Annotated in this window: 11 protein-coding genes; 8 read left to right on the top strand and 3 right to left on the bottom strand. The window is 72.5% G+C overall.

Translation table 11 applies throughout. The annotated features are described in order from the left end of the window. Positions 1-377 precede the first annotated feature (377 nt). Positions 378-2,837, top strand: a complete 2,460-nt coding sequence (locus tag NV263_RS27680) for a UvrD-helicase domain-containing protein (protein WP_263249664.1) — start codon at positions 378-380, stop codon at positions 2,835-2,837. A gap of 1 nt (position 2,838) precedes the next feature. Here NV263_RS27680 and NV263_RS27675 read toward each other — a convergent pair whose 3' ends face one another. The 3 genes from NV263_RS27675 to NV263_RS27665 all read right to left on the bottom strand — a co-directional run bounded on the left by NV263_RS27675 (position 2,839) and on the right by NV263_RS27665 (position 4,416). Further along, positions 2,839-3,180 carry a hypothetical protein gene (locus tag NV263_RS27675; protein WP_263249663.1) on the bottom strand — a complete coding sequence of 114 codons (342 nt, stop codon included), beginning with the start codon at positions 3,178-3,180 and terminating at the stop codon, positions 2,839-2,841. Next, positions 3,180-3,647, bottom strand: a complete 468-nt coding sequence (locus NV263_RS27670; RefSeq protein WP_263249661.1) for a class I SAM-dependent methyltransferase — start codon at positions 3,645-3,647, stop codon at positions 3,180-3,182. Before NV263_RS27670 ends, NV263_RS27675 begins: the two co-directional genes overlap by 1 nt. An 82-nt stretch (positions 3,648-3,729) precedes the next feature. Next, positions 3,730-4,416, bottom strand: coding sequence for a M23 family metallopeptidase (locus NV263_RS27665; RefSeq protein ID WP_263254398.1), 687 nt, complete (start codon positions 4,414-4,416; stop codon positions 3,730-3,732). A 570-nt stretch (positions 4,417-4,986) separates the two neighbouring features. Here NV263_RS27665 and NV263_RS27660 point away from each other — a divergent pair. The 7 genes from NV263_RS27660 (at position 4,987) to purH (ending at position 13,762) form a co-directional block, all read left to right on the top strand. Further along, positions 4,987-6,705, top strand: a complete 1,719-nt coding sequence (locus NV263_RS27660) for a hypothetical protein (protein WP_263249659.1) — start codon at positions 4,987-4,989, stop codon at positions 6,703-6,705. A gap of 181 nt (positions 6,706-6,886) precedes the next feature. Continuing rightward, positions 6,887-8,053: an ADP-forming succinate--CoA ligase subunit beta gene (gene sucC / locus NV263_RS27655; RefSeq protein ID WP_263249658.1), complete on the top strand. Its 1,167-nt coding sequence runs from the start codon at positions 6,887-6,889 to the stop codon at positions 8,051-8,053. Between the two features lie 6 nt (positions 8,054-8,059). Next, a complete protein-coding gene (sucD, locus tag NV263_RS27650; RefSeq protein WP_263249657.1) occupies positions 8,060-8,944 on the top strand; it encodes a succinate--CoA ligase subunit alpha in 885 nt (294 codons plus the stop codon). A 163-nt stretch (positions 8,945-9,107) separates the two neighbouring features. Then, entirely contained in the window at positions 9,108-9,893 is a 786-nt protein-coding gene (locus NV263_RS27645) for a DUF5336 domain-containing protein (protein WP_263249656.1), read from the top strand. A gap of 161 nt (positions 9,894-10,054) precedes the next feature. After that, a complete protein-coding gene (locus NV263_RS27640; protein ID WP_263249655.1) occupies positions 10,055-11,428 on the top strand; it encodes a cell division protein PerM in 1,374 nt (457 codons plus the stop codon). A 190-nt stretch (positions 11,429-11,618) separates the two neighbouring features. Then, the gene (gene purN, locus NV263_RS27635) at positions 11,619-12,200 is read left to right on the top strand and encodes a phosphoribosylglycinamide formyltransferase (RefSeq protein WP_317630376.1); all 582 of its coding nucleotides are present in this window, start codon (positions 11,619-11,621) and stop codon (positions 12,198-12,200) included. After that, positions 12,197-13,762 (top strand): bifunctional phosphoribosylaminoimidazolecarboxamide formyltransferase/IMP cyclohydrolase, encoded by a 1,566-nt coding sequence (gene purH, locus NV263_RS27630; RefSeq protein ID WP_263249653.1) that lies wholly within the window; start codon positions 12,197-12,199, stop codon positions 13,760-13,762. The genes purN and purH overlap by 4 nt, the downstream gene beginning before the upstream one ends. Positions 13,763-13,815: the final 53 nt, after the last annotated feature.

The raw sequence follows: 13,815 nt of genomic DNA, 5'->3' as shown, positions 1-13,815 counted from the left end.
CCGACCTGGGTGCAACGTGGAAGCATGATCACTGCACGCCGACCGGCCCACCACGGATGGGCCCACCACGAATGCACCCAGCAGGAATGCACCCAGCACGAATGGACCCAGCACGGATGGGCCCGTCTGGGCCCGGAACCGACCGGCCCGGAACCGGCCGACGAGCCCCCGAAGGCCCGGGGCCGACCGGATCGACGGCGACCGGTCCGGAACGACCTCGCCCGGCGTCGCGCGGCCCCGCATCGCCTCGTCCCACGCCGCACGGGCTGCGCCCCGGCGCCCGGGAGCCCAGGGCGTGCGGGGCGGGCGCCGCCGGTCGGACGGTGCGGTGCCGGGATTCGGGTTCTGACAGGGGAGGCCGGTAACGTGGACCCACGATGAGCACCCTCTTCGATCTCCCGCAGCACGGGTCGTCGCGGTCGGAGCGGTCCGAGGCCGCCGGACGTCCGGGGCCTGATCCGGAACACCTGCTCACCGGCCTGAACCCGCAGCAGCGCGATGCCGTGGTGCACACGGGTTCCCCGCTGCTCGTGGTCGCGGGCGCGGGGTCGGGCAAGACCCGGGTGCTCACCCACCGGATCGCCTACCTGCTCGCCAACGGCGCGCACCCCGGCCAGATCATGGCGATCACCTTCACCAACAAGGCCGCGGCCGAGATGAAGGAACGGGTCGTCGAGCTGGTGGGGCGGCGCGCGAACGCGATGTGGGTGTCGACGTTCCACTCGATGTGCGTGCGCGTGCTGCGCCGGGAGTGCAAGACGCTCGGCCTCTCGTCGAGCTTCTCGATCTACGACGCCGACGACTCCCGGCGGCTGATCACCATGATCGCGCGGGAGCTGGAGCTGGACTCCAAGCGGTACCCGGCGCGCACGCTCGCGGTGCAGATCTCCAACCTGAAGAACGAACTGGTGGACCCGGAGACCGCCGCCGAGCGCGCGGGCAACGACATGGAGCGCAAGGTCGCCCAGGTCTACGAGGCGTACCAGCGGCGGCTGGCCGACTCCAACGCCCTGGACTTCGACGACCTGATCATGCGCACCGTGGAGCTGCTGCAGCACCACCCGGCGGTCGCCGAGCACTACCGGCGGCGGTTCCGGCACGTGCTGGTCGACGAGTACCAGGACACCAACCACGCCCAGTACGTGCTGGTCCGCGAGCTGGTGGGCACCGGGCCGACCGACAGCGGTGTGGAGCCGGCCGAGCTGTGCGTGGTCGGTGACGCCGACCAGTCGATCTACGCCTTCCGCGGCGCGACGATCCGCAACATCGAGGAGTTCGAACGCGACTACCCGCAGGCGCGGACGATCCTGCTGGAGCAGAACTACCGCTCGACGCAGACGATCCTCTCCGCCGCCAACGCGGTGATCCGGCGCAATCCGAACCGCCGCGACAAGCGGTTGTGGAGCGACGCCGGCGACGGCGAGGCGATCGTCGGTTACGTCGCCGACAACGAGCACGACGAGGCCGCGTTCGTCGCGGGGGAGATCGACCGGCTGGTCGACGAGGGCACCGCGACGTTCAACGACATCGCCGTGTTCTACCGGACCAACAACCAGTCCCGCGTCTTCGAGGAGGTGTTCATCCGGCTCGGCCTACCGTACCGGGTCGTGGGCGGTGTCCGCTTCTACGAACGCCGCGAGGTCCGCGACGCACTGGCCTACCTGCGAGTGCTGGACAACCCGGACGACACCGTGAGCCTGCGGCGCATCCTCAACGTGCCCAAGCGGGGCATCGGTGACCGCGCGGAGGCCGTCGTCGCCGCGCACGCGGACCAGGAGCGGATCTCGTTCGCATCCGCGCTGCGGCAGGCCGCGGCCGGGAAGGTCGACGCGCTGAACACGCGGGCCCGCCGGGCCATCGCCGGGTTCGTGGACCTGCTCGACGAATTGCGCAGCGTCGCCGTCGAGTCCGACGTCGCCGAAGTGCTGGAGCAGGTCCTGGAGCGCACCGGTTACCGGGCCGAGCTGGACGCCAGCGACGATCCGCAGGACGCCACCCGGCTGGAGAACCTGACCGAGCTCGTCACGGTCGCCCGCGAGTTCACCGAGGCCCGCGGTGGGGGTGCGGAGCCGACCGGTGGTGAGGCGGAACCGTCGGCGGAGGCGGTGGTCGCCGCGGCCACCCCGGCGGCCGAGGACGCCGAGGAGGAGACGCTGGGGCTGCCCGCGGACGACTCGTTGTCGGCGTTCCTGGAACGCGTCTCGCTGGTGGCGGACGCGGACTCGCTGCCGGAGTCCGGCGACGGCGTCGTCACGCTGATGACCCTGCACACCGCGAAGGGCCTGGAGTTCCCGGTCGTGTTCCTGACCGGCTGGGAGGACGGGGTCTTCCCGCACATGCGCGCGCTCGGTGAACCCGCCGAGCAGGCCGAGGAGCGCCGACTGGCCTACGTCGGCATCACCCGGGCGCGGCAGCAGCTGTACGTGTCGCGGGCGCTGATGCGATCGGCGTGGGGCCAGCCGATGACCAACCCCGCGTCGCGGTTCCTCACCGAGATCCCCGAGGAACTGGTGCAGTGGCGCCGCGTCGAACCGGAGCGGGCGGCGCCGCAGGTCCGCAGCACGTGGGGCGGTCGGCGAGCCGACCGCACCGGTTCGGACTCGGCGCAGGCCGGGCTGGCGGCGCACGGCATGCGGAGCACCCCCGCCAAGGGCTGGAAGGACGCGGTGGCCATCAAGCTGGCCGCGGGCGACCGGGTCACGCACGACAAGTACGGGCTCGGCACGGTCCTGTCCACCGAGGGTGAGGGGCCGCGCGCCACGGCGACCATCGACTTCGGCAGCGCCGGCACCGTCAAGCTGATGCTGATCGGCAGCGTCCCGCTGACGAAGCTGTGAGTCAGAACCGGTAGTGCAGCAGGCGGCTGAGTCGTCGCAGCGGGCGCACGCGGGTCATGGCGCCCAGCAGCAGCCGCGTCGGCCACGGCTGGTCGTCCACTTCGGACTTCCCGGTGAAGGGGGTCTCGGCGACCAGTCGCAGCCCCGGCACGGCTCCTTCGAGGTCGTGGGGGTCGTCGATGCTCCAGCCGAGGCGGGCCCCGGAGGTCACGACCGCCGGGTTGGCCCTGTTGGACAGCCGCACCCCGGCCGTGCTGAAGGCGTCGAAGAGCAGCTCGCCGGACGGGAAGTGCGCGGTGATGCGCCGGAACAGCTCAAGACCGTCCTCTTCGGACAGGTACATCACCAGTCCCTCGACGAGGACCGGGCGGTCGCCCGGGATCGGGTCGAGCAGCGCGGGGTCCGCGACCGAGGCGGCGACGGTGTGGCGGGGGGGGGGGGGGGCTCCGGGAGGAGTTCCCGGCGCAGCGCGATGACGTCGGGCTGGTCGACGTCGTACCAGTCGACACCCTCGGGCAGCGGGATGCGGTCGGAACGGCTGTCCAGCCCGCAGCCCAGGTGCAGCACGACCGCGTGCGGGTGTTCGGCGAGGAAGTCGGCCGACCACTCGTCGAGCAGCCTCGCGCGCAAGGTCACCAGGGTTCGAGTCCAGGCGGACGCCCGCGGCCTGCGGGAGTCGATGCGGCGCAGGGCGCGGACGGCGGTGCGGTCGCCGAGCACCGGTCGCGGGCTGCGGCTGTCCAGGGCGCGTGCGTGGAGCGGGACCAGCAGCCGTTCCTGCGCGCCCGTCAGCGGAATCCGGTCGGCCACGCGCACAACCTACGCCCGCCCGCCGGCGGAGCCGGGCGGGTTCGCCCGCACGGCCTGCCGTGCTACCAGCGAAGACAGGCGGTCACAGCGGGGAGATGTTGTGCTCCTGCATCCAGGGCAGCGGGTTGACCTTCTTGCCGCTCGGATTCCACACCTCGAAGTGCAGGTGCGGACCGGTGGAGAAACCGCGGTTGCCCATGGTGGCGATCTGGTCGCCCGCCTTGACCTGCTGGCCTTCCTCGGCGGTGATGGTGTTGACGTGGCCGTACACGGTGATCGTGCCGTCGTCGTGCTGCACCCGGACCCACAGGCCGAAGCCGCTCGCCGGGCCCGCCTCGATCACGGTGCCGTCGGCCGCCGCGACGATCGGCGTGCCCTTGGAGTTGGCGATGTCGATGCCGTAGTGCGTGGTGCCCCAACGGCCGCCGAAGCCCGAGGTGAACACGCCCTGCGCGGGCACGACGTACTTGGGGCGGTTGGCCTCCGCCTCGGCAGCGGCGCGTTCCTGGGCGATGCGCTCGCCCTTGGCCACCTTCTGCAACTCGGCGTCGGCGTCGGACTTCTTCGCGACCGGCAGCACTTCGGGAGCGGGCGCGTTGCCGCCCGTGCCCAGGTGGGAGGTCGAGGTCTCCGCCGCGGCCGTGTTGAAGGTGGCCGCCGCATCGCGCGGGTTGAAGTCGTCCGGTTCGGCCGCTGCATTGCCCTCACCGGCGGCCAGCGACTGGCCGGCGGCGGCGAAAGCGCCTGCGGCGACGGCGGCGACGACCACGCGGCCGCGCCATGCCGAGGACGGTGCCGGGATCCGGGGTGCATCCCGGTCGGCGGAATCGCCGGGGAACGACTCCGCGTCGATCGGGGAAGGTTGTTCGCCGCCCGGGGAGCGGTGTCGAGCCAAGGACCTGCCCTTCCGTCTCGGGGAGTCCGATCACGAGGCCGGTCGGGGGGCCGGCGCCGGTCGGGGTAACCGGCGATGGGGTCTTTCGTGATCAGACCGTGACAACGGACCGGAGGACAGTAACGAAGTCGATCCCCGAGGGGCAAATCCCGATCAGTGACCGTTCCGGCACGGGGTGTGCCCGGATCGTGCGGGCGCGCAACGTGATCGCCTCGATGTGCGGGTCGACACTGCCAGCGACTTCGTGATCCCCGGAATGCGGTCCGGATGGCTCAGCGAGGCCGGACAGGTGGCACGATCCAGACACCCGCGGGTCATCGATAGTGACGCAAGTCACACTCCAAGAGGCGCTTGATGGCACTCGGACGTGCTCCGTTCAGGCGTGTCCGCGTCGAGAGCGGGCGGGGCTGCGACCCGGGCGTCCGGGTTGCTAGCGTCTGCGCGGTGACTGCGCGGCCAGACCTTCCGTCCGGCGGCTCCTCCGCTCCCGCCGCAACACCCCGGCCCACCAGCACCGACCGACCGTCGGGCGCGCCGTTGCGCGCCGCTATCGCGGTCGCCGTGGTGGGAGCGCTGCTGGTGAGCCTCGGACCGTTGCTCGGACTCGTCGACCCCGGCGCGCCCGCCGCTTTCCCGGCGTGGCCGATGTCGCTGGTGCTCGCCCTGCTCGCCCCGGCGCTCGCGGTGCTGTTCACCCGGCGCGGGCGGCCGACGACCGCGGCCGCCGCGCTCATCGGCCCCGCCGTGCTGGTCCCGGGCAGGTTGCTCCAGGACCTGCAGTTCGTCGTCGACCCCTCGCTCGCGGCGCGGCCGGATCTGCTGCACATCAACACCCTGGACACCTACGGCCCGTCGATCGGCGTGTGGTTGCTGCTCGCCGGGCACATCGCCGTCGCCGGAGCGGGGCTGCTCGCCGTTCGCGGGCTGGAACCGGCCGGCTCGGAAGCCGAGTCGGGGGCCCGCCGGCAGGGACTGCTGGCGCTGGTGTTCTGCGCCGGTGTGGTCGCGGCGGTGGGCGTGCTGATGGCCCCGTTCGGCTCCGACGACCCGTACCTGCTGCCGCGCTCCGCGGTGGACTCGCCGGTGATGGTGCTGGTCGGCAGCCTGCTGCTGGCCGTCGGCGTGCCGAGTGCCGCCGGGTTCGCCGCCGGCTCCTCCGATCCCGACTTCGCGCGCGGTGGTCTGCTCGGCGTGGCCGCGGCGCTCGCCGGGGTCGTCGTCCCGCCGCTGGTCGCGGTCGCGGTCGTACCGGGACTGCACTTCGGGTGGGGACCGGCGTTGGGGCTGGTGGCGATCGTGGCGCTGGCGGTGCTCGCGGTGCCGGCCGGACGGGTGCACCTCGGCGGGCAGGAGGACGACCTGCGGCTGCCCGCGTTGACCAGGTTGCTCGCCCTCACCGCCGGATTCGCCCTGGTGGCCGGGGTGCTCGCCATCGTGGCAGCGATCGCCCCCCGGCTTCGGATGCCGTTCTACCTGCGCGACCCGTCGCCGTACCCGGCGCGGCTGCTCTGGCCGGCCGGGCTGCTGCTGGTGCTGCTCGGCGCCGGTCTGCTGGTGCGCCGCGTGGCGCCGTGGCTGCGGCCGATGCTGCCGGTGGTCTGCGCGGTGGTCCCGTTCGCCGCGGCGGGCGTTCTCGACGCGGTGTTCACCGCGCTGCAGGTGACCGGGGCGCAGGCCGGAATCGGCGCGTGGGCCGCCGGGTTCGCCGTGCTGTTCGCGGTGTTCGCCGCCGTCACCGCCGCGCTGGCCGGCGGCGTGGAGCGCGACGACGTGGACCTCACCGAGATCGCGATGAGCCGTCGGGTGCTGGTGCCCGCGCTGCTCGCACTGGTGCTCGGCGCCGGGGCGTTCGCGTTCCCGGTGGTGACCGGCCCCGGTTACACCCCGCCCGGCGTGTTCGCCTCGTTCGGCACCACGTCGTGGGGCCTGGTGATCGCGCTGCTCGCGGTCGTCGGCGCCGCGGTGCTCGCGCCGATGTGCCGTCCGCCGCGGGCCGTCGCGCTGCTGTGCGGGGCCGCGCTGGTCGTGGCCGTGCGGGTGCTGGAGTTCCCGCTCACCGCAGGGCGGATCGACGGTTCGGCACCCGGGATCGGCGTGTGGCTCGGCGCCGCCGGGATCGTCGCGCTGCTGGGAACGGCCGCGCTCGCCGGTCGGACCCGGTGAGGATGCTGTTCCGTTCGTCACGGCAGACGATGGGTGCGTTGCCCTCGGCCTCGTGCTTGAAGGATTCACCTGGGCTGACCGGCCGCTCCGGGTGAGGCAGTTCACCGGGTGCGCCGCCCCAGGCGTCATCGCAGGTCGATATGGTCACCGGAGTCCGACACCGACGTCGCAGGAGAGTCGAGTGGACCTGTACGAGTACCAGGCGAAGGAAATCTTCGCCTCCCACGGAGTGCCGACGCTGCCCGGCGCCGTGGCCACCGATCCGCAAGGGGCCAAGGCAGCCGCCGAACAGCTCGGCGGGCCCGTTGTCGTCAAGGCCCAGGTCAAGACCGGGGGCCGCGGCAAGGCCGGCGGCGTGAAGCTGGCCGAGAACCCGGACGAGGCGCAGGCCAAGGCCGAGGCGATCCTCGGTCTGGACATCAAGGGCCACGTCACCCGCAAGGTTCTGGTCACCAGCGCCTCCGACATCGCCGACGAGTACTACTTCTCCTTCCTGCTCGACCGCGCCAACCGGAACTTCCTGGCGATGGCCTCGGTCGAGGGCGGGATGGAGATCGAGGAAGTCGCGGCCACCAAGCCCGAGGCGCTGGCCAAGATCGCCATCGACCCGATCCAGGGAGTCGACGAGGCCAAGGCGCGCGAGATCGTCGAGGCCGCGAAGTTCCCGGCGGACGTCGCCGACCAGGTCGTCGACGTGATCGTGAAGCTCTGGGAGACCTTCGTCGCCGAGGACGCCACGCTGGTCGAGATCAACCCGCTGGTCAAGGACCCGCAGGGCAAGATCATCGCGCTGGACGGCAAGGTCACCCTGGACGACAACGCCGCGTTCCGCCAGTCCAAGCAGGACGAACTGGTCGACTCCGCCGCCGAGGACCCGCTGGAGGCCAAGGCCAAGGAGAAGGGCCTCAACTACGTCAAGCTGGACGGCGAGGTCGGCATCATCGGCAACGGCGCCGGTCTGGTCATGTCCACCCTGGACGTGGTCGCCTACGCCGGTGAGAAGCACGACGGCGTCAAGCCGGCCAACTTCCTGGACATCGGCGGCGGTGCGTCCGCCGAGGTCATGGCCGCCGGTCTGGACGTCATCCTGGGGGACCCGGACGTCAAGTCGGTGTTCGTCAACGTCTTCGGCGGCATCACCGCCTGCGACGCGGTCGCCAACGGCATCGTGCAGGCCCTGAAGATCCTGGGCGACGAGGCCACCAAGCCGCTGGTCGTCCGGCTCGACGGCAACAACGTCGAGGAGGGGCGCCGCATCCTCGCCGAGGCCAACCACCCGGCGGTGACGATGGTGGACACCATGGACGGCGCGGCCGACAAGGCCGCCGAGCTGGCTGCGGGGGCATGAGGCGCGATGGCTATCTTCCTCAACGAGAACAGCAAGGTCATCGTTCAGGGCATCACCGGCTCTGAGGGCACCAAGCACAGCGCCCGGATGCTGCGGTCCGGCACCAACATCGTGGGTGGCGTCAACGCCCGCAAGGCCGGTCAGACCGTCGAGATCGAGGGCAAGCAGCTCACCGTCTTCGGCAGCGTCGAGGAGGCCATGAAGGAGACCGGCGCCGACGTGTCGGTCATCTTCGTGCCGCCGAAGTTCGCCAAGGACGCCGTGGTCGAGGCCATCGACGCCGAGATCGGCCTGGCCGTGGTGATCACCGAGGGCATCCCGGTGCACGACTCGGCCTACTTCTGGGCGCACGCCAAGGCCACCGGCAACAAGACCCGGATCATCGGCCCGAACTGCCCCGGCATCATCTCCCCCGGCAAGTCCAACGCCGGCATCATCCCGGCCGACATCACCGGCTCGGGCAAGATCGGTCTGGTGTCCAAGTCGGGCACGCTGACCTACCAGATGATGTACGAGCTGCGCGACATCGGGTTCTCCAGCTGCGTCGGCATCGGTGGTGACCCGGTCATCGGGACCACCCACATCGACGCGCTGCAGGCGTTCCAGGACGACCCGGAGACCGAGGCGATCGTCATGATCGGCGAGATCGGTGGGGACGCCGAGGAGCGGGCGGCCGAGTACGTCAAGGCCAACATCACCAAGCCGGTCGTCGGCTACGTGGCCGGTTTCACCGCCCCGGAGGGCAAGACCATGGGCCACGCGGGCGCCATCGTCTCCGGTTCGTCGGGCACCGCCGCGGCGAAGAAGGAGGCGCTGGAGGCCGCCGGCGTCAAGGTCGGCAAGACGCCGAGCGAGACCGCCCGGCTGATGCGCGAGATCATCCAGGGCTGAGCGCTTCCCAGCGCTGTCGGGGCCGGACGCCGCTGAGCGTCCGGCCCCGGCTCGTTTCGGGCCCCGTACACGGTCACGTTCCGGTGAACTCGGGGCGGTTCGGTACGGTCGGCGCGTTTCCCCGTCCACGAACAACCGACTTCACCCCCGAGGAGTCGCCAACATGTCCGCGCCAATGTCCAGGCCCCCGCAACCGACCACGGAGAAGCCCGGCTCCGGGCGCTCGCTCGAACCGGCCGATCTCCTGGTCCTGGTGGCGGCGGTCGCCGGTCTGGTCGGCTACCTGATCGGTTTCTTCAACGACACCGCGCAGGCCGCGGTCGCCAGCCTGTCCGGGTTCTCGATGGTGCTCGCCGCGGTGCTGGCGGGCATGCGCTTCCTGCCGAAGGCGCCGAGCACGCTGTACGCCGCGGCGCCGCTGGCCGTCTACGCCGCTCTGGGACTGCTGCAGGGCGTGCTGAGCGGCGGTGCCGCCGGAATGGCGATCGTGCTGCTGCTGCTCGCGATCGTGCAGGCCGGTGCCGTGGTGGCAGTGCTGCTGGCGGAGGCCGGAATCGTGAACCTGCCGTCGCGGGATGGCTCCGGCCCCGGCTCTGGTTCCGGTTCCGCGACACCGCCCCCGCCGCCGTTCGCGTCGCCGAACTTCGGCGGGCAGGGCTTCACCCCGCCCGGCAAGCCGGTGCCCGGCCAGTTCCCGCAGCCCGGCGGGTTCAACCCCTCGTCCGGGCCGCAGTCGGCCGGCCAGCCCCAGCCGTCGAACCCGCCCCAGTCCGGTGGCCAGCCTGCGCAGCCCGGTGGACAGCCGCCCCAGTCCGGTGGGCAGTCCCCGCAGTCCGGTGGGCAGTCCCAGACGCCGCCGTCCGGCGGGCAGCCGCCGAAGTCCGGGCCGTCGGGCAACAGCGGACCGCAGGGCACCCAGCAGATGCCGCACCCCGGTTCGAACTTCTGACGCGGTCCCCGGGAGGGCCGCCGGTTCCGCGGAACCGGCGGCCCTCCCGTTTTCGCTCCACTGCGGACGAACGGCGGCTCGTGCCAGGCGGTCGCTCGATGGACGGAGGCGGCGGCGTGTTGTGACCCGTTCGACGGAATCGCGGTGCGACATTCGACGGCGTGCCCGTGCTCGACTCGATTCCCCGTCCCACCGCCGACGCCGCGACGCCGCGTCGCTCCGGCGTCCGCAGGTGGCTGTTCGTCGCGGTGCTCGCGGCCGTGTTGCTGCTCGGATACCTGCTGGCCGTCGTGCTGATCGCACTGGTCGTGGGTACCGCGACCGCGGCGCGCTTCGACCCGCTCGCGGTGCTGGTCGCGGGCCTGCCCGGGTGGCTGGCGCTGAACCAGGTGCCGCTGACCGTCGACGGCGGCCCGCTGGGGGTCCTGCCGCTGCTGCCGACCGTCGGCGAGATGTCGCTCGTCGCCGTGGGGTCGGCGCTGGTCGCGCGCAGATCGCGGCTGCGCCGCCCGGACCAGGCGTGGCCGGTGATCGCCACCACGGGGCTGGTCCACGCCGTCGTGGGAGCCGTGATCGCCGTTCTGCTGCGCGGCCCGGTCTCCGCGGTCCCGGCGGACGCGTTCCTCGGCTGCGGGCTGATCGCCACGCTCGCCGCGACGGCCGGGCTGGCGAACCGCTGCGGGCTGGTCTACCTGCTCTGGGAGCGGGTGGACGACGCGGTCTGGTCGGGCCTGCGGGTCGGTCTGATGGGCCTGGCGGCCGTCGTCGCGGCGGGCGGTGCGGTGCTGTTCGTGGCGCTGTGCTGGTCGGCGCCCGACGTGGTGGAGGTGCTCGCCCGGCTCGGCACGGCGGGCAACGCCTTCGGGGCGACGCTGGTGACGTTGCTGTACCTGCCGAACGCGGTCCTTGCCGGGTGGTCGTTCGCCACCGGCTCCGGGGTGTCGGTCGGTGCGGTCACCGCCCAGCCGCTGCACGCCGATCCGGGGCCGGTGCCGGACCTGCCGCTGCTCGCGCTGCTGCCGTCCGACGGCGCGCGGCTGTGGTGGATCCTCGCGTTCGCGCTGCCCGTCGCGGTGGGGACGGTCATCGGGCGCGCGAGCCGGCGAGGGACCCGGTGCCTGGTCACCGCCGGTGTGGCGACGGGCGTCGTCGCGTTCGGCGCACTCGTGCTCGCGGGGATCGCGGGCGGGGAGTTCGGGACCGGGAGGTTCGGCCCGGTGACGTTGCGACCCGGGCTGCTGGTCGTGCTGACGCTGTTCTGGGTGGGCCTGCCTGCCACCGCGGTCGCGTGGTTCACCGCGGAACCCGACGAGGAGGACCTCGCCGAGGAGCCCGAACCGGCCGAGGACGACCCCGACGAGGCCGCGGCACCCGAGGAACCGGGAGGAACAGAGGAGGTCGCGGCGGAGGAGCCCGCGGACGACGAGCCGGGTGAGGACGAGCCGCACCCGGTCGAGGTCGAGACCGCCGAGATCGACCCCGGCGAGTTCGACCTCGACCGTCCGGCGGAGGGGCCGCCCGGCGAACGCGAGTGAGGGATGCGCCACTCGGCCCGGACCTGGCGGGACCGACGCGACCCGCGGCGCCTACGCTGCCCTCGGAGATCGTGCCGAGGCATGTCAGGAGCGAACGCTGAACCCGACCACGCCTGATCAGCCGAGCGCCACCGCGCTCTCCCGACCGACCCGGTTCCGGACGGCGCGACCAGCGCGCGTGGTCGTCCTGGTGTCCGGCTCCGGAACGCTGCTGCAGGCCCTGCTGGACGCCACGAGCGCTCCCGACCACCCGGTGCGGGTGGTCGCGGTGGGCGCCGACCGCACCGGCATCGAGGGTCTGGCCCGCGCCGAACGCGCCGGGATCCCGACCTTCGTGCGGCGGCTGCGCGACCACGCCGACCGGTCCGAGTGGGACCGGGCGCTGGCGGACGCCTGCGCCGAGCACGAACCGGACCTCGTGGTGTCGGCGGGCTTCATGAAGCTCGTCGGCGAGCAGTTCCTCGCCCGCTACGCGGGTCGGTACCTCAACAGCCACCCGGCGCTGCTGCCGTCGTTCCCCGGCACGCACGGCGTGCGTGACGCCCTGGAGTACGGGGTGCGGGTCACCGGCTGCACGCTGTTCGTCGTGGACGCCGGGGTGGACACCGGCCCGATCGTCGCGCAGGAGGCCGTTCCGGTGCGGCCGGACGACGATGAGGCGAGCCTGCACGAGCGCATCAAGGAGGTCGAGCGGCGGCTGCTGGTCGACACCCTGGAACAGCTGGCACTGCACGGCTGGACCGTGCAGGGACGGAAGGTGAGTATCCCGTGACCGCGAACTCGCAGGAGCGGCGAGCAGTTCGCCGCGCGCTGATCGGCGTGTCGGACAAGTCGGGTCTGCTGGAGCTGGCCACCGGGCTGCACGCCGCCGGGGTCGAGATCGTGTCCACCGGCGGAACGGCCCGCACGATCGCCTCGGCCGGTGTGCCGGTCACCCCGGTCGAGGAGCTCACCGGCTTCCCGGAGGCGTTGGACGGCCGGGTCAAGACGCTGCACCCGCGGGTGCACGCCGGGCTGCTCGCCGACCTGCGGCGGCCCGAGCACGCCGACCAGCTGCGCGAACTGGACATCCCGCCGTTCGACCTGCTCGTGGTGAACCTGTACCCGTTCGTGCAGACCGTCGCCTCGGGCGCCGGCCAGGACGAGGTCATCGAGCAGATCGACATCGGTGGTCCGGCCATGGTCCGGGCCGCGGCGAAGAACCACGCGAACGTGGCGGTGGTGGTCGACCCGAACCGCTACGAGTGGGTGCTGGAGCAGGTCCGCGACGGCGGGTTCACGCACGGCGACCGGGTCGAGCTGGCCGCGGCGGCGTTCCGCCACACCGCCTCCTACGACGTCGCGGTGGCCTCGTGGATGAGCCGGGTCCCGGTCGGTGACGACTCGCCGTTCCCGGGCTGGATCGGTGAGACCTGGCAGCGGCGCTCCTCGCTGCGCTACGGCGAGAACCCGCACCAGCCGGCCGCGCTGTACGTCTCCGGCGGCGAGGCGACCGGGCTGGCGGCTGCGGCGCAGCTGCACGGCAAGGAGATGTCCTACAACAACTACGTCGACGCCGACGCCGCCTGGCGCGCGGCGCACGACCACTCCCGGCCGTGCGTGGCGATCATCAAGCACGCCAACCCCTGCGGCATCGCCGTGGCCGACGACCTCGCCACCGCGCACCGCAAGGCGCACGAGTGCGACCCGGTCAGCGCGTTCGGTGGTGTGATCGCGACGAACCGCGAGGTCACCGTGGAGATGGCCGAGCAGGTCGCGGAGATCTTCACCGAGGTCGTGGTGGCGCCCGGCTACGCCGAGGGCGCCGTGGACGTGCTGACCCGCAAGAAGAACATCCGGATCCTGACCGCGCAGCCGCCCCGGGCGGGCCGGGTCGAGATGCGCGCGATCTCCGGCGGCATGCTCGTCCAGGGCTCCGACGCGATCGACGCCGAGGGCGACGCCCCGGCGAACTGGACGCTGGCGACCGGTTCGCCGGTGGACGAGGCCACCCTGGCTGACCTGGAGTTCGCCTGGCGGGCCTGCCGCGCGGTCAAGTCCAACGCGATCCTGCTGGCCGACTCCGGCGCCACGGTCGGAGTCGGGATGGGCCAGGTGAACCGGGTCGACTCGGCGCGGCTGGCGGTGACCCGCGCCGGCGACCGGGCGAAGGGCTCGGTGGCCGCCTCGGACGCGTTCTTCCCGTTCGCCGACGGTCCGCAGGTGCTGCTGGACGCCGGGGTGCGCGCGATCGTGCAGCCGGGTGGCTCGGTGCGCGACTCCGAGACCATCGCGGCCTGCGAGGCGGCCGGGGTGCCGCTGTACCTGACGGGGACGCGCCACTTCGCGCACTGACGTCGTCGGTCGGGGCGGGCTCCGGGGGTTCCGGGGCCCGCCCTGTTTACGCT

The sequence above is a fragment of the Saccharopolyspora rosea genome, assembly GCF_025643595.1.
GTDB classification, from domain to species: Bacteria; Actinomycetota; Actinomycetes; order Mycobacteriales; family Pseudonocardiaceae; genus Saccharopolyspora; species Saccharopolyspora rosea.
Note: the sequence above shows the minus strand (reverse complement) of the source record. Positions and strands in the feature narration are given on the sequence as shown.